The 23867-nt window shown below is 72.3% G+C and carries 14 protein-coding genes; 6 read left to right on the plus strand and 8 right to left on the minus strand.

Annotated elements, in window-relative coordinates:
• Positions 1-49 precede the first annotated feature (49 nt).
• The 4 genes from ACR9ZG_RS03395 to ACR9ZG_RS03410 form a co-directional block, all read right to left on the minus strand.
• Complete coding sequence (locus ACR9ZG_RS03395) at positions 50-1396, minus strand: alpha/beta hydrolase (protein WP_481283413.1); 1347 nt, start codon at positions 1394-1396, stop codon at positions 50-52.
• 206 nt (positions 1397-1602) lie between these two features.
• Positions 1603-3936, minus strand: coding sequence for an NAD-dependent DNA ligase LigA (gene ligA, locus ACR9ZG_RS03400; protein WP_481283414.1), 2334 nt, complete (start codon positions 3934-3936; stop codon positions 1603-1605).
• A gap of 74 nt (positions 3937-4010) precedes the next feature.
• A complete protein-coding gene (gene mnmA / locus ACR9ZG_RS03405; RefSeq protein WP_481283415.1) occupies positions 4011-5111 on the minus strand; it encodes a tRNA 2-thiouridine(34) synthase MnmA in 1101 nt (366 codons plus the stop codon).
• Between the two features lie 121 nt (positions 5112-5232).
• Entirely contained in the window at positions 5233-6417 is a 1185-nt protein-coding gene (locus ACR9ZG_RS03410) for a cysteine desulfurase family protein (RefSeq protein ID WP_481283416.1), read from the minus strand.
• A gap of 68 nt (positions 6418-6485) precedes the next feature.
• On the opposite strand from ACR9ZG_RS03410, the gene glgX reads away from it, so the two are divergent.
• Positions 6486-8594 carry a glycogen debranching protein GlgX gene (glgX, locus tag ACR9ZG_RS03415; RefSeq protein WP_481283417.1) on the plus strand — a complete coding sequence of 703 codons (2109 nt, stop codon included), beginning with the start codon at positions 6486-6488 and terminating at the stop codon, positions 8592-8594.
• Positions 8594-9082, plus strand: coding sequence for a Cys-tRNA(Pro) deacylase (ybaK, locus tag ACR9ZG_RS03420; protein WP_481283418.1), 489 nt, complete (start codon positions 8594-8596; stop codon positions 9080-9082). The genes glgX and ybaK overlap by 1 nt, the downstream gene beginning before the upstream one ends.
• 95 nt (positions 9083-9177) lie before the next feature.
• Here ybaK and glgP read toward each other — a convergent pair whose 3' ends face one another.
• Positions 9178-11763 (minus strand): alpha-glucan family phosphorylase, encoded by a 2586-nt coding sequence (glgP, locus tag ACR9ZG_RS03425; protein WP_481283419.1) that lies wholly within the window; start codon positions 11761-11763, stop codon positions 9178-9180.
• A 222-nt stretch (positions 11764-11985) separates the two neighbouring features.
• On the opposite strand from glgP, the gene ACR9ZG_RS03430 reads away from it, so the two are divergent.
• Positions 11986-13956 carry an alpha-1,4-glucan--maltose-1-phosphate maltosyltransferase gene (locus tag ACR9ZG_RS03430; RefSeq protein WP_481283438.1) on the plus strand — a complete coding sequence of 657 codons (1971 nt, stop codon included), beginning with the start codon at positions 11986-11988 and terminating at the stop codon, positions 13954-13956.
• Between the two features lie 61 nt (positions 13957-14017).
• Positions 14018-16228, plus strand: coding sequence for a 1,4-alpha-glucan branching protein GlgB (glgB, locus tag ACR9ZG_RS03435; RefSeq protein WP_481283420.1), 2211 nt, complete (start codon positions 14018-14020; stop codon positions 16226-16228).
• Here the strand turns inward: glgB and ACR9ZG_RS03440 are convergent.
• From ACR9ZG_RS03440 to ACR9ZG_RS03450, 3 genes are all read right to left on the minus strand, one after another.
• Positions 16209-16994, minus strand: a complete 786-nt coding sequence (locus ACR9ZG_RS03440) for an SDR family oxidoreductase (protein ID WP_481283421.1) — start codon at positions 16992-16994, stop codon at positions 16209-16211. The two genes, glgB and ACR9ZG_RS03440, sit on opposite strands and share 20 nt — an antisense overlap.
• Positions 16995-17071: 77 nt before the next feature.
• Positions 17072-18052 (minus strand): tetratricopeptide repeat protein, encoded by a 981-nt coding sequence (locus ACR9ZG_RS03445; RefSeq protein WP_481283422.1) that lies wholly within the window; start codon positions 18050-18052, stop codon positions 17072-17074.
• A gap of 52 nt (positions 18053-18104) precedes the next feature.
• Positions 18105-19958 (minus strand): DUF8094 domain-containing protein, encoded by a 1854-nt coding sequence (locus ACR9ZG_RS03450; protein WP_481283423.1) that lies wholly within the window; start codon positions 19956-19958, stop codon positions 18105-18107.
• Between the two features lie 186 nt (positions 19959-20144).
• Between ACR9ZG_RS03450 and ACR9ZG_RS03455 the strand changes: the two genes are divergently transcribed.
• Together ACR9ZG_RS03455 and ACR9ZG_RS03460 are read left to right on the plus strand one after the other, a co-directional pair.
• On the plus strand, positions 20145-22781 hold the full coding sequence (locus ACR9ZG_RS03455) for a hypothetical protein (protein WP_481283424.1): 2637 nt from the start codon (positions 20145-20147) through the stop codon (positions 22779-22781).
• Positions 22782-22821: 40 nt separating this feature from the next.
• Complete coding sequence (locus tag ACR9ZG_RS03460) at positions 22822-23859, plus strand: AI-2E family transporter (RefSeq protein WP_481283425.1); 1038 nt, start codon at positions 22822-22824, stop codon at positions 23857-23859.
• Positions 23860-23867 lie beyond the last annotated feature (8 nt).

Here is a 23867-nt window from a genome sequence, read left to right on the forward strand (position 1 = left end):
ACGCGGCCGCCGGGCCGCTCGGTCGGCGCCGTCCGCCCGGTCCGCCCGGTCAGAGGACCAGGCCGCCCTTGTCGATGCCGATCAGCGCCAGGTTGCGCATGCACTCCGTGCCCGCGGTGAAGTACTCGTTGTGTCCGCTGGAACCGGCGAGCGTCCTGTGCGTGATGGGGTCCACCGCGCCGTCGACGCTCATGTGCTGGGCGCCGTACGCGGGCGAGCCGGGGTCGCTGCCGAAGAAGGCGCTGTCCACGATCGGGTCCATGGGCGCCTCCCCCACGAAGACGTTGCCGCCGCGCACCGACAGGTCGGCGACCGACTGCGCGTCGCTGCCCGGGGAGCCCATCAGGGCCAGCGCGTCGACCGTGACGGTGCCGCGCTCCAGCGCGAGCAGCGCGGCGGTCGAGCCGTAGGAGTGGGCCAGCACGCTGAGGTAGGGCGGGTCGGCGGCGCGCAGGGACTCGATCCCGGCGAGCGTGCGCTCCAGGCTGTCTGCACCCTCCTGAGCCAGCTGGAGGCCGCCGATGTTCGTCAGCACCGGCGTCTGGTAGCCGATCCACGCGACCACCGCGACGCCGGGTCCGCCCTGCTTGCCGCGCGGGCCGAGGAACCGGTGCAGGAAGTCGGTCTGCTGGTCGTGCAGATCCTGCGCGACCTCCGCCCACGCCTCGATCTGCTCCCCGACCGACATGTACATGCCGGGCACCAGCACGCTCACGTACTTCGCGGTGGAGAGGTCGCCGACCACGATCGAGGCCTTGGCGTCGGCGGAGCTGTCGAGCGCCACGAGCGTGCGGGTGACGCCGTCCTTCTTCTTCAGCGCCTTCTCGACGTTGCCGAGGGTGGTGAGCCGGTGCTGCAGGGCGATGCGGGCGGCCTTGCCGTGCTCGGTCCTGAGCGCCTTCTTCGCCCCGGCGATCGTCTGCTTCAGGTCGAGCGCGTTGGCTGCGCCGCGCACGCTGTACGGGACGCCCTCCAGGTTGCCGACGACGTGCGGCGCCTCGCGGAGCAGCACCGACTGCTTCTCGGCGCCGAGCAGGCTCCACACCCGGTCGACGTCGGCGGCGGCGGGAGGGTCGGTCAGCAGGCGGGCGAGGTCGGTCGGGTGGGTGCTCACGTAGGAGCGCACGGCGGTGGCGTCGAGGGCGGCGACGCGGCCCAGCGCGGTCCCGGCGATGGCGGCCGTCTGCGCGGGCGTCGAGCCGGCGGGGGCGTCGCCGAGCGCGGTGGCGAGGGAGGCGGTCGTGGAGGCGGTCGGCGTGGAGGCGGTCGTCGTCGAGGCGGTCGTCGTGACGACGGTCGCCGCGGAGGCGGTCATCGCCGACACGGCGGCGGGGATCGGCGGGAGCTCTGCGGGCATGCCGGAGGCCCCGGTCAGTCCGGAGACGACCGAGGTCACAGTCAATAGCGTTGCAAAGCCGACCAGCACTCCGTCCGGGTCCCTCCGAGAAGGCAGCGAGCGAGCTAAGCCCTTGCGCGTGCGCACCGGGCGAGCGCACACCCCCAATGTACGCGAGACGGATGGCCGACGGCCGCGCGTTCTACCCCCGCTTCAGGGGGAGAATATTCGCCCTGTCCGTGCTTTGGCGGACCGGTTTCGGCGGTTCAGAGCGCGTCGGGACCCTGTTCGACGAGGATCTTGAACTGCGCGGCGTCGAGGATGCGCACGCCGAGCTCCTCCGCCTTCGCGAGCTTCGACCCTGCGCCGGGCCCCGCCGCAACGAAGTCGGTCTTCTTGGAGACGCTGGAGGCCGCCTTCCCGCCGGCCGCGATGATCGCCTCCTGCGCGCCCTCCCGGCTGTACCCCTCGAGCGAGCCGGTCGCGACGACGGTGAGGCCGGAGAGGACGCCGCCCTGCGCCGCCGCGTGGCCGGGACCGGGGTGGCCGGGGGTGGTGAACTGCACGCCGTCGGCGGCCCAGCGCTCGACGATCTCGCGGTGCCATTGCACCTCGAACCAGGCGAGCACGGCGTCGGCGATGATGCCGCCCACGCCGTCGACCGCGGCGAGCTCGTCGCGCGAGGCGGAGCGGATGGCGTCCAGAGAGCCGAAGTGGTCGGCGAGAGCACGCGCGGCGACCGGCCCGACGTGCCGGATGTTGAGGGCGACCAGGATGCGCCACAGCGGCTTGGTGCGCGCCGCCGCGAGATTGCCGATCAGGTCGACCGCGGCCTTCGATGGCACGGACAGCGCGTCTCCGGCGAACTCGTCCGCGTCGGGGTCGAAGGGGCCGTCCTTGGCGGACCGGCGGCGGCGGAACGGCGCCACCACCTTCTCCTCGCCGGTCTCGGTCAGCTTCGGGAGGCCGGTCTCGGCGTCGCGCACGACCACCTCGATGGGGAAGAGGTCGGCGACCGTCAGCCCGAAGAGGCCGGCCTCGGTCGGCAGCGGCGGCACCTCGGGCACGCGCGGCTGGGTGAGGGCCGACGCCGCGACCTCCCCCAGTGCCTCGATGTCGAGCGCGCCGCGGGAGCCGATGTGCTCGACGCGGCCGTGCACCTGCGCCGGGCAGAACTCGGAGTTCGGGCAGCGGAGGTCGATGTCGCCCTCCTTGGCGGGCGCGAGCGTCGTGCCGCACGCCGGGCACCCCTCCGGCATGACGAACTCGCGCTCGGTGCCGTCGCGCAGCTCGACCACAGGGCCGAGCACCTCCGGGATGACGTCGCCCGCCTTGCGCAGCACGACCGTGTCGCCGATGAGGACACCCTTGGCGCGCACCACCTGCTGGTTGTGGAGCGTGGCCTGCCGGACCGTGGAGCCGGCGACCTTCACGGGCTCCATCACGGCGAACGGCGTGGCCCGGCCGGTGCGGCCGACGCTGACGACGATGTCGAGCAGCTTCGTGTGCACCTCCTCGGGCGGGTACTTGTAGGCGATGGCCCAGCGGGGTGCGCGGCTGGTGGCGCCGAGCTCGTCGTGGAGCGCCAGCTCGTCGACCTTCACGACGATGCCGTCGATCTCGTGCTCGACGTCGTGCCGGTGCTCGCCGCGCTCGGCGATGTAGCCCGCGACCTCGTCCACGGTGTCGAAGACGCGCGAGTGCGGCGACACCGGAAGGCCCCAGCCGGCGAGCAGCTCGTAGATCTCGGACTGCGCGGAGACCTCCGGGTGCTGCCACGCGCCGATCCCGTGCAGGTACAGCGAGAGCCGGCCGAGCCGCTCGCGCATCAGCTCCAGCTCGGTCGCGCTCTTGTTCTCGCGGCGTTGGCGGAGGCTGCCCGCGGCGGTGTTGCGCGCGTTCGCGAACTCGGGGAACCGGGTCTTGATGGCCTCCTCGGCCTTGCCCTTCGCGCGCTCCTCGGCCTCGAACGCGGCCTGGAGGGCGCGCTGCCGGTCGTTGAGCGCCTCGAAGTCGACGGTCGTCAGGAACACCTCGCCGCGGACCTCGAAGAACGGCGGGTAGCCCGTGCCGCTCAGCCGCGTCGGGATGGCCGGGATCAGCTCGACGTTCTCGGTGATGTCCTCGCCGACGCGCCCGTCGCCGCGGGTGGTGGCGGTCTCGAGCACGCCGTCTCGGTAGGCGAGGCTGATGGCGAGGCCGTCGATCTTGAGCTCGGTCAGCCATCGCACGGGCCGGCCGGCCGCCGCGGCGGTCTTGGCCGCCCAGTCGCGGAACTCGTCGATGGAGAAGACGTTGTCGAGGCTGAGCATCCGCTCGGCATGCTCGTGCTCGGGGAACCCGGCGGAGACGACCGCCGCGCCGACCTGCTGGGTCGGGCTGTCCTGCCCGGCGAGCTCCGGGAATGCCCGCTCCAGCGCCTCCAGCCGGTGGAAGTCGGCGTCGTACTCGGCGTCGGAGAGTGTGGAGGTGCCGTCGCCGTAGTACGCCACCCGCGCGGCCTCGATGCGCTGCGTGAGCCGCTCGGCCTCGGCCCGCGCCGCGTCGAAGTCGAGCCCGACGAGGTCGGCGGCGGCTGGCGTCTCAGAGATCTCCGTCACGCTCCGATTGTACGGAGGGCGGCCGACATGCGCCGCGGCCCGACACCGGAGCGCAGGTCAAACCGGAGCGCCGATCACACCGGAACCGCGGACACCGTCCGGTCGATCGTCGTCTGGCCGAGCACGCGCGTCCCGACGTAGACGACCGCCGTCTGCCCAGGCGCCACGCCGTTGAGCGGCTCGTCCGGCCGGATGACCAGCTCGCCCTCGTGCACCAGGGCCGTCGCGGGCACCGGGTCGGCGTGGGCGCGGATCTGCACCTCGCACGCGAACGGGGTCGCGGCGTCGGCGGGCGGGAGGCCGGCCCACGTGAACCGGGAGCCCGCGATCTCGGCGATGTCGAGCGCCTCCTTCGGGCCGACCACGACCGTGTTCTCGACCGGGCGCACCTCCAGCACGAAGCGGGGGCGGCCGTCCGGCGACGGGTAGCCGATGTTGAGGCCCTTCCGCTGGCCCACCGTGTAGGCGTGCGCGCCCTCGTGGCTGCCGAGGCGGTTGCCCTCGCGGTCGACGATGTCACCGGTCGCCGTGCCGACGCGCTCCGCGAGCCAGCCGCGGGTGTCGCCGTCGGGGATGAAGCAGATGTCGTGCGAGTCGGGCTTGTTGGCGACGCTGAGGCCGCGCGCCGCGGCCTCAGCCCGGACCTCCGCCTTCGACGGCGTCGCCCCGAGCGGGAACATCGCGTGCGCGAGCTGCTCGGCGGTGAGCACCCCGAGCACGTAGGACTGGTCCTTGGCCCAGTCGGAGGCGCGGTGCAGCTCGCGGTTCCCCTCCGCGTCGGTGACGATGCTGGCGTAGTGGCCGGTGCAGACGGCGTCGAAGCCGAGGTCGAGCGCCTTCTCGAGGAGGGCCGCGAACTTGATCCGCTCGTTGCAGCGCATGCAGGGGTTCGGGGTGCGGCCGGCCGAGTACTCGGCGATGAAGTCGTCGACGACGTCGAGCTTGAACCGCTCGGAGAAGTCCCACACGTAGTACGGGATGCCGATCACGTTCGCGGCGCGCTGCGCGTCCATCGAGTCCTCGATGGTGCAGCAGCCGCGGCTGCCGGTCCGCAGGGTGCCGGGCATCCGGCTGAGCGCCAGGTGGACGCCCACCACGTCGTGCCCCGCCTCGACCGCGCGCGCGGCCGCCACCGCGGAGTCCACTCCCCCGCTCATCGCCGCCAGAACCTTCACCCCGGAATTCTACGACGCCCACCCCGACCACTCGCCGAGACCGTCATCCACTTGGCGCGACTCGCCGCCTGACGGCGGGCCGAGACGGCGTGTTGCGCCAATTCGATGAAGCCGGCGCGGGTCAGGAGCGGAGGCGCGAGGGGCGGTCCGCGCGGCCCGCCCGCGCCGCCTGCGCGTACGCGCCCGGCAGCGCCGCCAGCAGCGCGTCGATGTCGTCGACCGTCGTCGTCCGGCCCAGCGTGAACCGCAGCGCGCTGCGCGCCTCCCGCTCGCTGCGTCCCATCGCGAGCAGCACGTGCGACGGCTCCGGCACGCCCGCCTGGCACGCCGATCCGGTCGAGACAGAGATGCCCGCCATGTCGAGCAGGAGCAGCAGGGAGTCGCCCTGCGCGTCCGGGAAGGTGACGTGCACGTTCGACGCGACCCGGTCCTCGGGAGCGACGAACGGATCGGGTCCGCTCAGCACCGCCTCCGGCACCGCCTCCCTCAGCCCCCGGATCAGCCGGTCGCGCAGCCCGGCGAGCCGCACGGCCTCCGCCTCGCGCTCGGCCTCGGTCGCCCGCGCGGCCGCGGCGAACGCCACCGCGGCAGCGACGTCCTGCGTGCCGCTGCGCACCTGCCGCTGCTGCCCGCCGCCGTGGATCAGCGGCACGACCGTGGAGGTGCGGCTCAGCACGAGCGCGCCGATCCCGACCGGTCCGCCGATCTTGTGGGCGGAGACGCTCAGCGCGTCCACCCCGAGCCCGGCGAAGTCGATCGGCAGGTGGCCGTAGGCGGCCACGGCGTCGACGTGCACCGGTACGCCTGCCTCGCGCGCCACCGCGGCGAGCGCCGTCACCGGCTGCACGGTGCCGACCTCGTTGCTGACGGCCAGGAAGGTGAGGAGGGAGGTGTCGGGGTCGACGGCGGCCGGCACGTCGATGCGTCCCTCGGCGTCGATGGGCAGCCAGACGGGCCGGGCGCCCTCCGCGCGTTCGAGCCACTCGACGGTGTCGACGGTCGCGTGGTGCTCGCCGCCGGGGACGAGGAGGCGCGGGCGCGGTGCGGTGGCGTTGCGTGCCCAGTAGAGCCCCTTCACGGCGAGGTTGATCGCCTCGGTCCCTCCAGAGGTGAAGACGACCTCGATGGGGTCGCACCCGAGGGTGGCCGCCACGGTCTCGCGCGCCTCCTCGAGCAGCCGGCGGGCGTGCTGACCCTGGCTGTGGATGCTGGCCGGGTTGCCGACGACGCCGAGGGCCTCGGTGAAGGCGGCGACGGCCTCCGGGCGCATCGGGGTGGTGGCGGCGTGGTCGAGGTACACGGGCATGTCCGCTCCCCTCGTCCGTGCCTGCCGCCTGAGCGGGTGCACAGACGGATGTCATTACTCTAGATCGCATGACCTCTGCCGATCCTCTGCGCAATCTGGGCGTCCGCATCGGTCACAACGGGGGCGAGCTGAGGGTCTTCTCGGCGCACGCCGACGCGATGGAGCTGTGCCTGTTCGACGAGCGCGACCCGGACTGGCTGGTCCGCAGCATCCCGATGACGCGGGATGCGAACGGCGTGTGGGTGGGCCGCTCGCGGTCGCTGACACCGGGCCGGCGGTACGCGGTCCGGGTGTCGGGGCCGGCGTCCCCGCAGAACGTCTTCAACCCCGAGACGCTGCTGCTCGACCCGTACGCGCGCGGGCTGACGCGGGTGGGTGTCGACCAGTGGCGGTCGACGGTGGTGTCCGACGACTTCGACTGGGGCGACGTGCGCAAGCCCGCCATCCCGCTGGACCACACGATGATCTACGAGGCGCACGTGCGCGGCATCAGCCGGCTGAACCCGGAGGTCCCGGAGGAGCTGCGCGGCACGTACGCCGGCCTCGCGCACGAGTCGACCATCCGGTACCTGAAGGACCTGGGCGTGACGGCGGTCGAGCTGCTGCCCGTGCATGCGTTCGTGTCGGAGCAGCGCCTGATCCGGGAGGGCCTCACCAACTACTGGGGCTACAACACGCTGAACTTCTTCTCCCCGCACGCGCCGTATGCGTCGCGGTCGGCGCAGGCGGCCGGTCCGCAGGCGGTGCTGGCCGAGTTCAAGGGGATGGTGAAGCTCCTCCACCTGGCGGGGATCGAGGTCATCCTCGACGTTGTCTACAACCACACCGCCGAGGAGGGGCTGGGCGGCCCGCGCACGAGCTTCCGCGGCATCGACAACGCGACCTACTACCGGCAGGACGAGCACGGCGCCTACATCGACGTGACCGGCTGCGGCAACACGGTCGACTTCGGCGACCCGGTGCCGCAGCGGCTCGTGCTCGACTCGCTGCGCTACTGGGCGCAGGAGGTGCAGATCGACGGGTTCCGGTTCGACCTTGCGGCGACGCTGGGGCGTGGCGCCGACGCGTCGTACAGCCGCGACCATCCGCTGCTCAACGCCGCGCTGGCCGACCCCGCGCTGCGCGACGTCAAGCTCATCGCCGAGCCATGGGATGTCGGCCTCGGCGGGTGGCAGACCGGCAACTTCCCCGGCGGCACCGCCGAGCGGGACGGCTGGAGCGAGTGGAACGACCGCTACCGCGACCGTGTGCGCAACTTCTGGCTGGCCGACATCGCGGAGGCGCGCCGCAACGGGCGCGCCCCGGTCGGCATCGGCGGGTTCGCGACGCGGCTGGCGGGGTCGTCGAACACGTTCTCGCCCGAGCGCGGCCCGCTCGCGTCGGTGAACTTCGTCACCGCGCACGACGGCTTCACGATGGCCGACCTCACCGCCTACGACGTGAAGCACAACCTCGGCAACGGCGAGGACAACCGCGACGGCACCGACAACAACCGGTCGTTCAACCACGGCGTGGAGGGTCCGACGGTCGACGAGCGCATCCTCCTCGACCGGCACAAGGCCATGCGCAACCTGATGGGGACGCTGCTGCTCTCGGCCGGTGTGCCGATGATCACCGCCGGCGACGAGTACGGGCGCAGCCAGCGCGGAAACAACAACGCGTACTGCCACGACAGCGAGCTGACCTGGCTGAGCTGGCTGCGCACCAGGGAGCAGCGCGAGATGGAGGCGACGACCAGGCGCCTCCTGGAGCTGCGGCGCACCAACCCCGCGCTGCGACCGAGCCGGTACGCGGTCGACGGCGAGCACACCCCGAACGCGAGCCACATGGACTGGTACGACGCCACGGGCACGCGGATGGACGACGAGGACTGGAACTCGCCCGAGAACCGCACCCTGCAGTACCTCGCGGCGTCGACCCCCGACAAGGAGGAGTTCAACCGCATCCTCCTCATCGTGCACGGGGTGGAGGACGACGTGGAGGTGTCGCTGCCCGCGGCGCCGGGCGTCACCTCCTACCAGCTGCTGTGGGACAGCGCGACCGAGGTCCCGATCGCGGAGGACCCGACCGAGCTGCCGCCCGGCACCGTCCGCCTCGTCGGCGGCACGTCGATGCAGCTGTACCGGGCGAACGGCCCACGCGTCGAGGAGGACGTGCGCGGCGGGGAGGCCCGCTGATGGCGAAGCAGCGTGCGGCCTCCGGAACCCCGGCGACGGTCGCGCTGACCGCGGCGGGCATCCCGTTCGCCGCGCATCCGTACGAGCACGACCCGGCGGCCGCGTCGTTCGGGCTGGAGGCGGCGGAGGCGCTCGGCGTGGAGCCGGACCGCGTGTTCAAGACGCTGCTGGCCGACACCGACCTGGGCCTCGTCGTCGGGGTCGTCCCGGTGACCGGGATGCTGGATCTCAAGGCGCTGGCCGCCGCGGTCGGCGCGAAGCGGGCGACGATGGCCGATCCCGCCGTGGCGGAGCGCCGCACCGGCTACGTGGTGGGCGGCATCAGCCCGATCGGCCAGAAGACCCGGCACGTCACCGTCGTCGACGAGACCGCGCAGCTGTTCGACACGGTCTTCGTCTCGGGAGGCCGCCGCGGCTTCGACATCGAGCTCGCACCTGCCGACCTCGTGCAGGCGACGGCCGCCACCTACGCCCCCATCGCCCGCTGACCCCGGCGGCCGGCCACTGGCCGCCGAGCACAGGAAAAACGACGCCCGGCGGCCGGATAAGCGACGTTTTTCCTGTGCTCGGCGGCTGCCGGCCGTCAGGAGGCGACGGCGATCAGGCCCAGCTCGGCGGGGGTGAGCAGGAGGTCGTTGACCGGCACCACGCGGACTGTGTACCCGAACGAGCCCGCCCACGCCAGCCGGACCGTGCCCACGAACTCGTAGGCCGTCGCCGCACCGTCCGTCCCCGCGCCGTCCGTTCCCGGCACCTCCCGATCGACGGTCAGCTCCTGGAGGGCGATGCCGGCGAGCTCGTCGTCGTGGCTGCGCCCGTAGGCGAGCTCGACGCGCACGTCCTCCGGCCGCAGCCCGCCCAGGTGCACGAGCGCGCGCACGTGCAGCTCGTCGCCGACCTGCGGGATGTCGTCCACCCCGCCAGCGTCGACGTGGGCGACCGAGACCTGCGGCCAGGCGCGGCGGACCCGCTCCTTCCAGTCGGCGAGGCCGCGGGCCGCGGCGAAGTCATCGGCGGTCAGCCGGTGCTCGTAGCCTGCGGCGGGCAGGTAGAGGCGCTCGACGTACTCGCGCACCATCCGCTCCGCGCTCAGCGGCGACGACAGCGTCGCGAGGGTGTGCCGGATCTGCCGCACCCAGGCGGTCGGGACGCCGTCCGCGTCGCGGTCGTAGAACCGCGGCGCGATCTGGTGCTCGATCAGGTCGTACATCGCCTCCGCCTCGAGGGCGTCGCGCTCGGCGCTGTCGCCGGCCGCGTCGGCCGACGGGATCGCCCAGCCGTTCTCGCCGTCGTAGAACTCGTTCCACCAGCCGTCGAGGATCGACAGGTTGAGCGCGCCGTTGAGCGCCGCCTTCATGCCGGAGGTGCCGCACGCCTCCAGCGGGCGCAGCGGGTTGTTCAGCCACACGTCGGTGCCCGGGTACAGCAGCTGCGCCATGCCGATGTCGTAGTCGGGCAGGAACACCATCCGCCCGCGCACGTCGGGCTGGTTGGCGAAGTGCACGAGCTTCTGGATGAGCCGCTTGCCCTCGTCGTCTGCCGGGTGCGACTTGCCCGCGATGACGAACTGCACCGGCCGGTCCTGCGAGAGCAGGATGCGGCGCAGCCGGTCGGGGTCGTGCAGCATCAGCGTGAGCCGCTTGTAGGTCGGGACGCGGCGCGCGAACCCGATGGTCAGCACGTTGGGGTCGAGCAGGTCGGCCATCCAGGCCGGCGCGACCCCGCCCGGGTTCTGCCGCTCCCAAGCCGCGGCGACGCGGTGGCGGGCGTCCTGCACGAGCTGCTCGCGCATCCGGTTGCGCACCGACCACAGGTCCGCGTCGGTGACCGCGTGCGCGTCCGCCCAGTTCGCGTGCGTCGTGTCGTCGGTGCCGAGCCGCTCGATCGCGAGCGCCCGCAGCATCGGATCGGTCCAGGTCGGCGCGTGCACGCCGTTCGTCACCGAGTCGATCGGCACCTCCTGGGGCTCGAAGCCCGGGTAGAGGCCGCCGAACATCCGCCGGCTGACCTCGCCGTGCAGTTGCGAGACGCCGTTCGCGTGCTGGCCGAGACGCAGCCCCATGACCGCCATGTTGAAGACGTCGGCCGAGCCTCCCGGGTAGTCCTCCGCGCCGAGCGCGAGCACTGCCTTAACGTCGATGCCGGGCAGCAGGGAGGTCGAGAAGTAGCGCTCGACGAGGGACCGGTCGAACCGGTCGATCCCGGCCGGCACCGGCGTGTGGGTGGTGAACACCGTGCCGGCGCGCACGACCTGCAGCGCCTGGTCGAAGGTGAGCCCCTCCCCGACCAGGTCGGAGATCCGCTCGAGACCCAGGAAGCCCGCGTGGCCCTCGTTGGTGTGGAACACCTCCGCGTCCGGCGCGCCGGTCAGGGTCGTCCACGCCTTCACCGCGCGAGCGCCGCCGATGCCGAGCAGCAGCTCCTGCAGCAGGCGGTGCTCGCCGCCTCCGCCGTACAGGCGGTCCGTCACCGAGCGCAGCCGCTCCTCGTTCTCGGGGATGTCGGTGTCGAGCAGGAGGAGGCGCACCCGGCCGACGGCGGCCTGCCAGACCCGCGCGTGCAGCTCCCCGTCGGGCAGCGCCAGCGTGATGAGCACCGGGGTGCCGTCCGCCTCCCGGAGCACGCTCAGCGGCAGCCCGTCGGGGTCGAGCGCCGGGTAGCTCTCCAGCTGCCAGCCGTCGGGCGAGATCGCCTGCGAGAAGTAGCCCGCGCGGTAGAACAGCCCGACGCCCACCAGCGGGACGCCGAGGTCGCTCGCCGCCTTGAGGTGGTCGCCGGCGAGGATGCCGAGGCCGCCGGAGTACTGCGGCAGCGCGGCCGCGATGCCGAACTCGGGCGAGAAGTACGCGATCGAGCGCGGCGCCTGCTCGCCGAGCGACTGGTACCAGCGCGGCTCCTGCAGGTACTCGCGCAGGTCGTCCCGCACGCGGTTCGCCCACTCCACGTAGCCGTGGTCGGCGGCCAGCTCCGCCAGCCGCGACGGCTCGACCGCGCCGAGCAGCGCGATCGGGTCGTGCTGGAGCTGCTGCCACAGCTCCGGCGCGATGCGGGCGAAGAGCTCCTTGGTCGGCTCATGCCACGACCAGCGGAGGTTGCCCGCGATCTCCTGCAGAGCGGACAGGTTCTCGGGGAGGACGGCGCGGACGGAGAATCTACGGATGGCCTTCACCCGGCCCACCTTAGAGGAGCCTGATGACGGCCGGGTGAATGAGTGTACGTTCGTGGGGTGGGAAAGAAGGCTCCGACCAGCACCCGTTCCGCCGAGGCCGCGCAGCAGGCCGCGACCACGGTGGTCCAGCCGCCCGCCGCGCAACAGGCGGCCGCACAGCAGCCGGCCGCGCAACAGCCGGCCGCCGCGCAACCGCCGGCGTACGAGCCCCTGCTGACCCGCATCCCGGTCCTCCAGCTCTCCCCGCAGGTCGACGAGGGCCACTGGCCCGCGGTGGCGTTCAGCGGCGAGGTCGTGCCGTTCCGGGCCACCGCGTTCCGCGAGGGCCACGACCGCATCGGCGTCGACCTCATCCTGCTCGACCCCGCCGGCGAGCAGACCGAGCACCGCATGCACGCGCTCGAACCGGGCACCGACCGCTGGGGCGTGGAGGTGCAGCTCGAGACCGAGGGCCTGTGGCGGTACCGCGTGCAGGCCTGGGCCGACGACTACGGAACCTGGCGGCACAACGCCGAGGTGAAGGTGCCCGCCGGCATCGACGTCGAGCTGATGCTGCGGATGGGCCACGACCTCCTCGCCGGCGCCGCCAAGGACAAGCGCCGCAGCCCGGCCGAGCGCCGGCACCTGAACGCCGCCGCGAAGGCCGCCGCCGACACCGCCAAGCCGGTCGAGGAGCGCTTCGCCGCCGCCATCGACGACCGCATCGTCCGCATCCTGACCGAGCGGCCGGTGGTGAGCCTCCCGTCGCTCTCGGAGACCCGCGCGATCCAGGTGGAGCGCACCCGCGCCGGCGTCGGCAGCTGGTACGAGTTCTTCCCGCGGTCGGAGGGCGCCAAGAAGCTGCCGGACGGGTCATGGCAGTCCGGCACCTTCCGCACCGCGGCCGCACGGCTCACCGAGATCGCGGCGATGGGCTTCGACGTCGTCTACCTGCCGCCCATCCACCCGATCGGCCGCACCTTCCGCAAGGGCCCCAACAACTCGCTGGAGGCCGGACCGAACGACCCCGGCTCGCCGTGGGCGATCGGGTCGGCCGAGGGCGGTCACGACGCCATCCACCCGGACCTCGGCACCGAGGAGGACTTCGTCCACTTCGTCGGCAAGGCCAAGCAGGCCGGCCTGGAGGTCGCGCTCGACCTCGCGCTGCAGGCCTCGCCCGACCACCCCTGGGTGAAGGAGCACCCGGAGTGGTTCACGACCCTCCCCGACGGCACCATCGCCTACGCGGAGAACCCGCCGAAGAAGTATCAGGACATCTACCCGATCAACTTCGACAACGACTACGAGGGCCTGCGCACCGAGGTGCTGCGGATCGTCCGGTACTGGATGTCCCTCGGCGTCCGCATCTTCCGCGTCGACAACCCGCACACCAAGCCGCTGCACTTCTGGGAGTGGCTGATCCGCACGGTCAACGCCGCCGACCCCGACGTCGTCTTCCTCGCCGAGGCGTTCACCCGGCCCGCCCTGCTGCACACGCTCGCGAAGGCCGGGTTCCAGCAGTCGTACACCTACTTCACCTGGCGGAACACCAAGGAGGAGCTGGAGGAGTTCTTCACCGGGCTCGCGTCCGACACGGCCGACTTCCTGCGCCCGAACCTGTTCGTGAACACGCCGGACATCCTCACGGAGTACCTGCAGTTCGGCGGCCCTGCGGCGTTCAAGATCCGCGCGGCCCTCGCCGCCACCGCCGCTCCGACCTGGGGCGTGTACTCCGGCTTCGAGCTGTACGAGAACGTCGCGCGCCCGGGCGCCGAGGAGTACATCGACAACGAGAAGTACGAGTACCGCCCGCGCGACTACGCGAGGGCTCAGAACCTCGGCCGCTCGCTCGCGCCCTACCTGACGATGCTCAACCGTACGAGGAGCGAACACCCGGCGCTCCGCCAGCTGCGCAACCTCCGCATCCACTCCAGCGAGGACGACGCGATCCTCGTCTACTCGAAGTACCTGCCCGGCCGGTTCACCCGCAGCGGCAAGCCGGACGCGGTCATCGTCGTCGCCAACGTCGACCCGCACTCGGTGCGCGAGACGATCGTCCACCTCGACGTCACGGCCTTCGGCATCGAGCCGGGCGCGAGCTTCGAGGTGAAGGACGCCGTGACCGGCCAGCGCTGGGTGTGGGGCGCCGACGACTACGTCCGCCTCGACGCGTTCGATCAGCCGGTCCACATCCTGGTGGTGAAGCCGCTCTGACGCCCGCGACGCCGGCCGCACGCACCACCCGTCCCACCGCACCGCCCTCGAAAGGAATCCGATGACCCCGATCCCCGAAGGCGCAGCCGCCGTCGCCCTGCCAGAGCTCGACGACGCGACGCTCCACGCGGTCGCGACCGGCGCCCACCACGACCCGCACACGGTGCTCGGCCAGCACCAGGTCAACGCGCCGGGGGTCGCCGACCCGATCACGGTCATCCGCGCCCTGCGGCCGCTCGCGGAGGCGGTCTTCGCCGTGCTCCCGAACGGTGCGCACATCGAGCTCGCCCACCTCGCCCACGGCATCTGGCAGGGCATCGACATCGTCGGCCCCGGCGCCTACCTGATCGAGGCGCGCTACCAGGACGGCAGCACCTGGACGGCGGACGACCCGTACCGGTTCGCCCCCACCATCGGCAGCCTCGATCTCCACCTCATCGGCGAGGGCCGGCACGAGCAGCTGTGGGAGGCGCTGGGCTCGCACGTCCGCGACCTCGGCGGCGTCGTGGGCACGGCCTTCACCGTGTGGGCGCCGCACGCCCGCGCCGTGCGCGTCGTCGGCGACTTCAACGGGTGGGACGGCACCCTGCACGCGATGCGCAGCATGGGCGGCTCCGGCGTCTGGGAGCTCTTCGTCCCCGGGCTCGGCGAGGGCGAGATCTACAAGTACGACATCCTCACGCCCGACGGCGGCTGGGTGCGCAAGATCGACCCGATGGCGCAGCTGGCGGAGACCCCGCCCGCCACCGCCTCGCGCATCACCGTCAGCCGCCACGAGTGGGGCGACGACGAGTGGATGCGCCGCCGCCATGAGACCGACCCGCACAGCGGCCCGATGAGCGTCTACGAGCTGCACCTGGGCAGCTGGCGGCCGGGCACCGGCTACCGGGAGGCCGCCGACCAGCTGATCGACTACGTCGGAGCGCTCGGCTACACCCACGTCGAGTTCCTGCCGCTCGCCGAGCACCCGTTCGGCGGATCGTGGGGCTACCAGGTGACCGGCTACTTCGCCCCGACCAGCCGCTTCGGGTCGCCCGACGACCTGCGCTACCTGATCGACCGCCTCCACCAGGCCGGCATCGGCGTGATCATGGACTGGGTGCCCGGCCACTTCCCCAAGGACGACTGGGCGCTCGCCCGGTTCGACGGGAGGCCGCTGTACGAGCACTCGGACCCCCGCCGCGGCGAGCACAAGGACTGGGGCACCTACATCTTCGACTACGGCAACTCGCAGGTGCGCAACTTCCTCGTCGCCAACGCGCTGTACTGGCTGGAGGAGTTCCACGTCGACGGCCTGCGCGTCGACGCCGTCGCCTCGATGCTCTACCTCGACTACTCCCGCAACGAGGGCGAGTGGGAGCCGAACATCCACGGCGGCCGCGAGAACCTCGAGGCGATCTCGTTCCTGCAGGAGGTGACCGCCACCTCCTACAAGCGCAATCCGGGCACCGTGATGATCGCCGAGGAGTCCACGAGCTACCCCGGCGTCACGCAGCCGACGGCGTCGGGCGGCCTCGGCTTCGGCTTCAAGTGGAACATGGGCTGGATGCACGACTCGCTGCAGTACATCCACGAGAACCCGATGTGGCGCAGCTACCACCACAGCGAGCTCACGTTCTCGTTCGTGTACGCGTGGAGCGAGAACTTCCTGCTGCCGATCAGCCACGACGAGGTCGTGCACGGCAAGGGCTCGCTGCTGGGCAAGATGCCCGGCGACCACTGGCAGCAGCTGGCGAACCTGCGGGTGTTCCTCGCGTTCATGTGGGCGCACCCGGGCAAGCAGCTGCTGTTCATGGGTCAGGAGTTCGGCCAGCCGTCCGAGTGGAGCGAGGAGCGCGGGCTCGACTGGTGGATCCTCGACCAGCCGACCCATCGCGGCCTGTGGGACCTCGTCGCGCAGCTCAACGCGCTGTACCGCGAGCACCCGCAGCTGTGGGCGCTCGACAACGACCCCGCCGGTTTCGAGTGGCTCGACGGCTCCGACGCCGCGGGCAACGTCATCGCCTTCCTCCGCAAGGACCGCGACGGCTCCCCCATCGCCGTGCTGCTGAACTTCTCGGGCGCCCCGCACGAGGGCTACCGGGTGGGGCTGCCGCTCGCCGGCGAGTGGGAGGAGCTGCTCAACACCGACGCGGAGGCGTTCGGCGGCTCGGGTGTCGGCAACCTCGGCCAGGTGACCGCGGCCGATGAGCCGTGGATGGGTCGCCCGGCCTCGGCGGTGGTGAACCTGCCTCCGCTGGGCGCGCTGTGGCTCAAGCCGCGCGCGAGCTGAGCCAGGCTCCGTAGCCGACGCCGTCGATCGCGTGCTCCGGCGCGAGCTGGTGGCCCGCTCGCCAGGTCGCGCCGAGCGGGCCGCGCAGCCGCACGGGGACGACCGGCCGACGGCTGCCGCTGTGCCGCTTCCACTGCTCGGCGAGCTCGCGCGCCGACTCGATCCTGGGTCCGGCGACCGTGCGGATGCCCGGCTCCCCCGCGCCCTCGGCGGCGTCCACGAGCACGCGGGCGACATCGGCGACGGAGATGGGCTGGAACCGGGTGCGCGACGGCGCCAGCAGCGCGCCGAACGGCCGGCCGCGCTCGAAGATCGCCGTGACGAAGTCGTGGAACTGCGTTGCCCGCACGATCCGCGTCTCCAGCGGGGAGTCGAGGTAGGCGCGCTCCTGCGCCGCTTTCGCCCGGTAGTACGCGTAGCCGGAGCCGTCGATCCCGGCGACCGACAGCAGCACCGCCGAATTCACGCCGAACCGCGCCGCGGTGTGCAGGAGGTTCTGGGCGCCGATCGCGAAGACATGCGCCGCCTGCCGCCCGACGCCGTTGCTCGCGTCGATCACGACGTCGGCGCCGTCCACCGCCTCCTCCAGTCCCAGCCCGGTCACGAGGTCGGTCGTGACGTAGGCGGCGCCGGGGACGAAGGCGTCGGCGTCGTCGTCGGGGGTTCGCCGGGAGGCCACGACGACGTCGTGGCCGCGATCGACGGCCTCTGCGGTGACGGCGCGACCGGCGAGGCCGGTGCCGCCGACGACGAGCACACGGGACATGGCGGGCCTTTCGGGGCTGACGTGGGGTGTCGCCGCCGCACCGCGCTCAGAGGGAGTGGCTCAGCTGGTCCGGCGACTCAGTACAGCAGCGACGCGAGCCTAGCCCGCGCCCGCACGACCCGCGGGTCGTCCACGCCGACGATCTCGAAATAGTCCAGCAGCCGCGCGCGGACCGTGTCCTTGCCGGCGGCGTCGAGCGTCGGGAAGAGCGTGAGGAGGCGGTCGAGGGCGTCCTCGACGTGCCCGCCGGAGAGGTCCAGGTCGGCGACGCCGAGCTGCGCGTCCGCATCGCGGGGGTTCGCGGCGGCGGCCGATCGCAGCTCGTCCAGGGACTTGCCGGCCAGCCGGGCCAGGAGGCTGACCTGGGCGAGCCCGGCGACCGCCATCGTGTCGCGCGGATCCTGCGCGATGGCGGTCTTGTAGGCGGCGATCGCGGCGTCGAAGTCGCCGCGATCGATGGCGTCGTACGCGGCCTGGTGATGCGGCGGCAGCGGCTCGGGCTGCGGCTCCGCCTCCTCGCCCTCGACGAGGCCCGCGTCGGCGTCCACCGACACCGTGCCCGTGACGCCGTTCTGCGCGGCGAGCTGCAGCAGCTGCTCGAACACGTCGCGCACCTGCGGCTCGGGCATGGCGCCGACGAACAGCTGCACCGGCCGGCCGCCGACGATCGCGGCGACCGTGGGGATGGACTGCGCCTGGAACGCCTGGGACAGCTGCGGGTTGGCGTCCACGTCGATCTTCACGAGCACCAGCCGGCCCGCGTAGTCGGCGACGACGCGGTCCAGGATGGGCGAGAGCTGCTTGCACGGCTCGCACCATTCGGCCCACAGGTCGACCACGATCGGCACCCGCATCGACAGCTCGATGAAGTCGTTGAAGTTCGCGTCGGTGCCCTCGAAGTAGAGGCTGGGCAGCGCGAGCGCCTCGCCTGCGCCTCCCAGAGCGTCGGCAGGCGAGCCGGCACCGGGGGCCGCCGCACCGGGCGCCGGGCGGCTCACGAGCGCGCTGAGGTCGACGGCGCCACGCAGGTTCGTGGGCGTGGGCGGGATGTTGCTCATCGGTCCTCCTGTACGGGTGTGGACGGCATCGCGGCTATCGCGCGGATCGCGACTACGGGATCTCCTTGGCGGAGACCATGCCCTGGGCGAAGCCGAGCAGCGTGATCTCGGCGTCGGAGCCCGCCGGGGGCACGTAGAAGGCCAGCTGGTAGCCGAACGTCGACTCGATGCCGGTCTTCGACGTGGCGACGCCGCTGAGCGCGGCCGCGGTGTTGCCCGCGTTCACCTCGGCGCCGGCCTCCACGACCTTCAGCACCTGCGACTCCTGCAGGTCGGTCCAGACGATGGCGCCCGAGTCGTTGGTCGCCATGGCCGTGTCGCGGCCCTGGCCGACGGCCGACGTGAACGTCAGCGACGAGGTCGCGCCGTACTTGGCCTGCAGGTCGGCGATCTGCTTCGCCTTCCACTCCGCGCCGACGGCCGTGCGGAGGGTGTCGCCCTCCTTGCTGAACAGCGAGGCGTACTGGCTGGCGTCGCCGTTCATGAGCACGTCGCCGTAGGCAGCCGCGACCTTCTCCGGCGGCAGCTTGAGGAGCTTGGAGTCCGGCGGGACGACCGCGGCGCCGATGCTGGCCGGCGCGAGGTTCGGCACCTTCGCCTTCGGCTCCAGCGAGATCGCGTACTCCACCATGTAGTTGGCGCGCGGGTTGTCCTGCACGAGGGTGAGCGCGAGCGGCGCCTGCGCGTTGCCCTGCGCGTCCTTCGGGGTCTCGACGACGGCGATCACCGTGCGCGGCCAGGTGTCCGTCGCCTGCGGGAGCGAGAGCACGATCGGGCTGGCCGGGATGGCGGGAAGCGCCGGCTCGTCGGACTTCTTGGCGCGGATGGCGTAGTTCGCCTGGCGCAGCTGGAGGGCCGGGCCGGTGAAGCGCTGCGCGGCGAGGTTCGGGTCGGCCTTCGCGTCGGCGTCCGCGGCCGCGGCGGAGATCCGCTTCACGATCCGCTCCAGCTGCGGCACGGTGACCGCGGGAGGCAGCTGGTCGGCGGCCTGGCCGCCGGTCGCGGTCGGCGACGGGGTCGGCGCCGGCGTCTGGTCGGCGACGGCCGCGCCGGTGCCGAGTCCGCTCAGCGTGAGGGCGCCGGCGAGCACGGCGGGCACCATGACGCGCGCCCGGCGCGACGAGCGCCTCCCGCGCGGGGTGGCCTCGACGGCCGCGGTCGGCTTGTACTTCGGAGCCTTGGGCAGTTTGGGCATCTTCGGTCCGCTCTTCCTCCGCGGTCCACGGGACCTGCGGTGAGTGTAGAGCCCCCAGAGGTAGAGGGCGATGCCGATCACCAGCAGCACGAGCCCCGCGATGATCAGCGGGAAGGCCCAGGGGGTGCTGGTGTCGACGGGCCAGGTCAGGACGATCGAGCTCGGCGCAGGCGAGGCGCCGTCGGAGGCGACGAGCACGCTGACGTCGTCCGGGATGTTCATCCTGGTCTTCGTCGCGTCGGCGCCGTCGTACTCCTCGAGCCAGAGGTCGGAGCCCGCGGGGTTCGCGCTCTGCGCGGTCGCGTCACCGCCGCCCGCGTCTCCGGTGGCGCCGTCGGTCGGCGCCGGTGTCGCGGTGGAGCCGGACGACGAGTCGCCCGCCCCCACCGTGCGCGTGACGAGCGTGCCGGTCTTGGCGTCCCAGCGGACCGCCACGTACTCCTCGCCCTTCAGCCAGGCCGTCACGTCGGCGGTGCGGCCGAGGGCCACCACCTGCTTGGACGGGTCCGGCGCATCGCCCAGCGTCAGCGTCTGCTGGCCGGGGTTCGCGTTGAGCGCGGAGCCCGCGATGACCACGTACTTGGCGTCGCCGGGGATCGTGGCGCTCGCCGTCAGCTGCGAGGGGGGTGCGAAGACCGTCCGCTGGGCGATCCCGGCGACGATCATGACGGCGGCCACGACGAAGGCGACGATGGCGAGGACGAAACGCAAGCAAACTCCTTGTGCGCCGGGATGGGGGTCCGGCACAGATCACACAACGATACTGGAGCACCCTGAAAGGCATCTAACCGTTATCTGCACGCCACCGTAGTCCCCCATGCGGGTGATCGGGGTCCAAATGTAAGATTGTCCGCGGCGCGCGAGCGGCTCGCCGAGACATCCCAGGAGTGACTTCAAGTGGCGACCGATGAGACGAACTTCACCCAGGTCTTCCGCGGCTACGACAAGGACGAGGTCGACAAGACCCTCCAGGAGCTGCGCAGAGACCTGATCAAGGCGAACACGCAGGCGGCCGACGCGTCCAAGGAGATCAAGCGGCTGCAGGCCCGCATCGAGGAGCTCGACGCCGAGCTGGAGGAGGTCGGCAGCCCCACCTACTCCGGCCTCGGCACCAAGCTCGAGAACACCCTGCGCGTCGCCGAGGAGCAGTCCACCCGCCTCATCGCGCAGGCCGACATCGACGCGGAGAAGCTGCGCGCCGGCGTCTCCGCCGAGATCGAGAAGGTCAAGCGCAGCGCCGCCCAGCAGGCCGAGCGGATCATCGCCGACGCCACGGCCAGGGCGACCACCATGCTCGAGGACGCGCAGATCGAGTCGACCGAGCTGCTGGCCAAGACCCGCTCCGACAAAGAGACCCTGCTCAACGACGCCATGCGCGAGGCGGCCGCCATCCGCGGCGCCGTCGCCACCGAGGCCGCCGAGCTGCGCGCGACCAGCCGGCGCGAGGCGGCGGCGGTCCGCGCGGAGGCCGACCGCGAGGCGGCCGAGCTGAAGGCCGTGGCGTCGCGCGAGGCCGAGGCGGCCCGCACCGAGGCCGCCGACCTCGACCGCACGATCGCCGCGCGCCGCGCCGAGCTCGAGAACGCCCTGGCCGAGGACAGGGCCGCGTTCGAGCGCGAGACCGCGCAGACCCGCCTGGAGCTCGACAAGAAGGTCGCCGAGACGGCCGACCGCCTCGCCGCGGAGGAGGCGGCCGCACGCGCCGCCCTCACCGCCGAGATCGCCCAGGCGCGCGCCGAGCTGGCGGACGAGGTCGAGCGCCAGCGCGCCGCCCTCGCCGCCGAGACCGCGCAGGTGCGCGCCGACCTCTCCCACGAGGACGTCACCACCCGTCAGAAGCTCGCGACCGATGTCGAGCAGACCACGAAGGCGCTGGCCGCCGAGGTCGAGCAGACCAGGGCCTCCCTCGCCGCCGAGGTCGAGCAGACGCGTGCGCAGCTGGCCGACGAGGTCACCTCCACCCGGGCCGGGCTCGCGGACGAGGTGGAGCGCACCACCGCCGAGCTCGCCGACCGGGTCGCGAGCACCACCTCCGCCCTCGAGGACGAGGTCACCCGCACCCGAGCCGAGCTGGAGGACGAGGTCACCCGCACCCGGTCCGCCCTCACCGAGGAGGAGGAGCGCACCCGCTCAGAGCTCGCCGACGACATCGTGCAGACGCGCACCACGCTGGAGCGCGAGACGACGGAGACCCGCAGCACCCTCCAGGCCGAGAGCGAGGCGACCGCCGCCCGCCTGGCCGCCGACCGTGAGCGCACCGCCGGCGAGCTGGCCGCGGAGGTCGAGCAGACGCGCGCGCGGCTCGCCGCCGAGGCCGACCGGCAGCGCCGCGAGCTCGACGCCGAGGCGACCGAGCTGCGCGCCGAGCTGGCCGCGGAGGTCGACGCCGCCCGCCGCGCGCTCGACGACGAGTTGACCAGGGAGCGCACCGCCCTCGCCGCCGAGGTCACCGAGACGCGGGCGCAGCTCGCGGCCGAGGTCGAGTCGACCACGGCCGCCCTGGCCGCGGAGGTCGAGCAGACGAAGTCGGCCCTGGAGACCGAGGTCACCACCACCAAGGCCGCCCTCGCCGCCGAGGTCGAGCAGACCAAGTCCGCCCTCGAGACCGAGGTCACCACCACCAAGGCCGCCCTCGCCGCCGAAGTGGAGCAGACGAAGTCCGCCCTCGCCGCCGAGTCCGAGCAGACCCGCTCGCGGCTCGCGGAGGAGACCGAGCGCACCCGCAGCACCCTCGAGGAGGACGTGCGCCGCACCTCCACCGAGCTCGCGGCCCAGCGCGCCTCCACCGCCAACGAGCTGGCCGACGACCGGGAGCAGCAGCGCATCGAGCTGGAGCGCGAGGCCGAGACCGCGCGCGTCACCCTCGCCGACGAGACGCAGCAGGCCCGCCTGGCGCTCGAGAAGGAGGCGGCGGAGGTCCGCACCGCGCTGGCCGCCGAGGCCGCCGAGGCGCGCACCGCGCTCGAGGCCGAGATCGCCGAGCGCACCGCCGCCTTCGAGCAGGAGGCCGCCCAGCGCCGCGCCGCCCTCGACCGCGAGCTCTCGGACCTGCGCACCACGACCCTCGAAGACCTGGAGACGCGCCGCCACGAGATCGAGCAAGCCCGCATCGACCTCGACGTCGAGCTCAAGGCCCGCCGCGACGAGGCCGAGCAGGAGTACCTCACCCGGCACCAGGAGGCGGTCGCGCAGACCCAGAAGTACCTCGACGAGGCCAACGTCCAGCTGGCCGACGCGGTCAAGCGCACCGCGCAGGCCCGCACCGACGCCGAGACGTTCGAGACCGAGGCGCGCGAGACGGTCAAGAGGGCCCGCAATGAGGCCGAGAGCACGGCCGCGAGCATCGTCCGCGACGCGGAGGAGCGCGCGGCGGCCCTCGTCGAGGAGGCGGAGCAGCGCACGCAACGCCTGGTGGCCGACGCGGAGGAGCGGCTGGCCCAGATTAGGATTGAGCGCGAGGCCGTCGCCGGCTACTTCGAGAATCTGCGCGGAGTCCTGCAGCAGGCCGAGAAGGTGACCGCGCACGAAGACTGACGACTGACCGACCACGCGCTCCGGCGCAAAGGGGGCACCGATGAAGATCCAGAACCCGTTCCGCCTCGGCCTCATCGGCACCCTCGGAGTCGGGCTCGGCGTCCTCATCCTGACGTCGATCGTCAGCCTGTCGACGATCATCACCTACATCGGCGCCGCGCTGTTCCTGGCGCTCGGCATCGAGCCGCTGATCGCGTTCCTCGAGCGGCGCCGGTTCCCGCGCTGGCTCGCCCTGATCGTCACGCTCGTGATCATCATCGGCGCCTTCGTGGGCCTCGTCTGGGCCATCGTCCCGGTCGCCGTCGACCAGGCCAGCCAGCTGGTCCAGAACACGATCAACTGGGTCAACGACGGCGACGCCGAGAAGTGGTTCCTCAGCCTCCAGCACCAGTTCCCCGGCGTCATCAACGACACCAACATCAACGCGGTCACCAAGTGGCTGCAGCAGAACCTCCCGGACATCACCTCGAAGGTGCTGCAGACCGGCATCGGCATCGTGCAGGGCGCGTTCGGCGTGATCATCGTCGTCATCCTGACGATCTACTTCACGGCGTCCCTGCCGAGCATCAAGCGCGCCGCCTACCAGCTGGTGCCCGCCTCACGCCGGGCCCGCGTCGCCGACCTCGGCGACCAGATCACGGACTCCGTCGGCAAGTACGTCATGGGTCAGGTCGCGCTGGCGCTCGTCAACGGCCTCCTGAGCGCGATCTTCCTCACCGTCATCGGCGCGAAGTTCCCCATCCTGCTCGCGTCGATCGCCTTCTTCTTCTCGTTGATCCCGCTGGTCGGCACGATCACGGGCTCGGTGATCATCGTCGCCGTCTGCTTCCTCTCCGGCCCGCCCACGGCGATCGCCGCGGCGATCTACTACCTCGTGTACATGCAGGTGGAGGCGTACGTGCTCAGCCCGCGCATCATGAACCGCGCCGTCTCGGTGCCCGGCGCGCTGGTCGTCGTCGCGGCCCTGGCGGGCGGCACGCTGCTCGGCATCCTCGGCGCGCTGGTCGCCATCCCGTTCGCGGCGGCGATCCTGCTCATCGTCAAGCAGGTCGTCATCCCGCGCCAGAACGAGCTGTAGCGGCGGCG

It is taken from the genome of Leifsonia sp. KNZ12-8B (assembly GCF_056755495.1).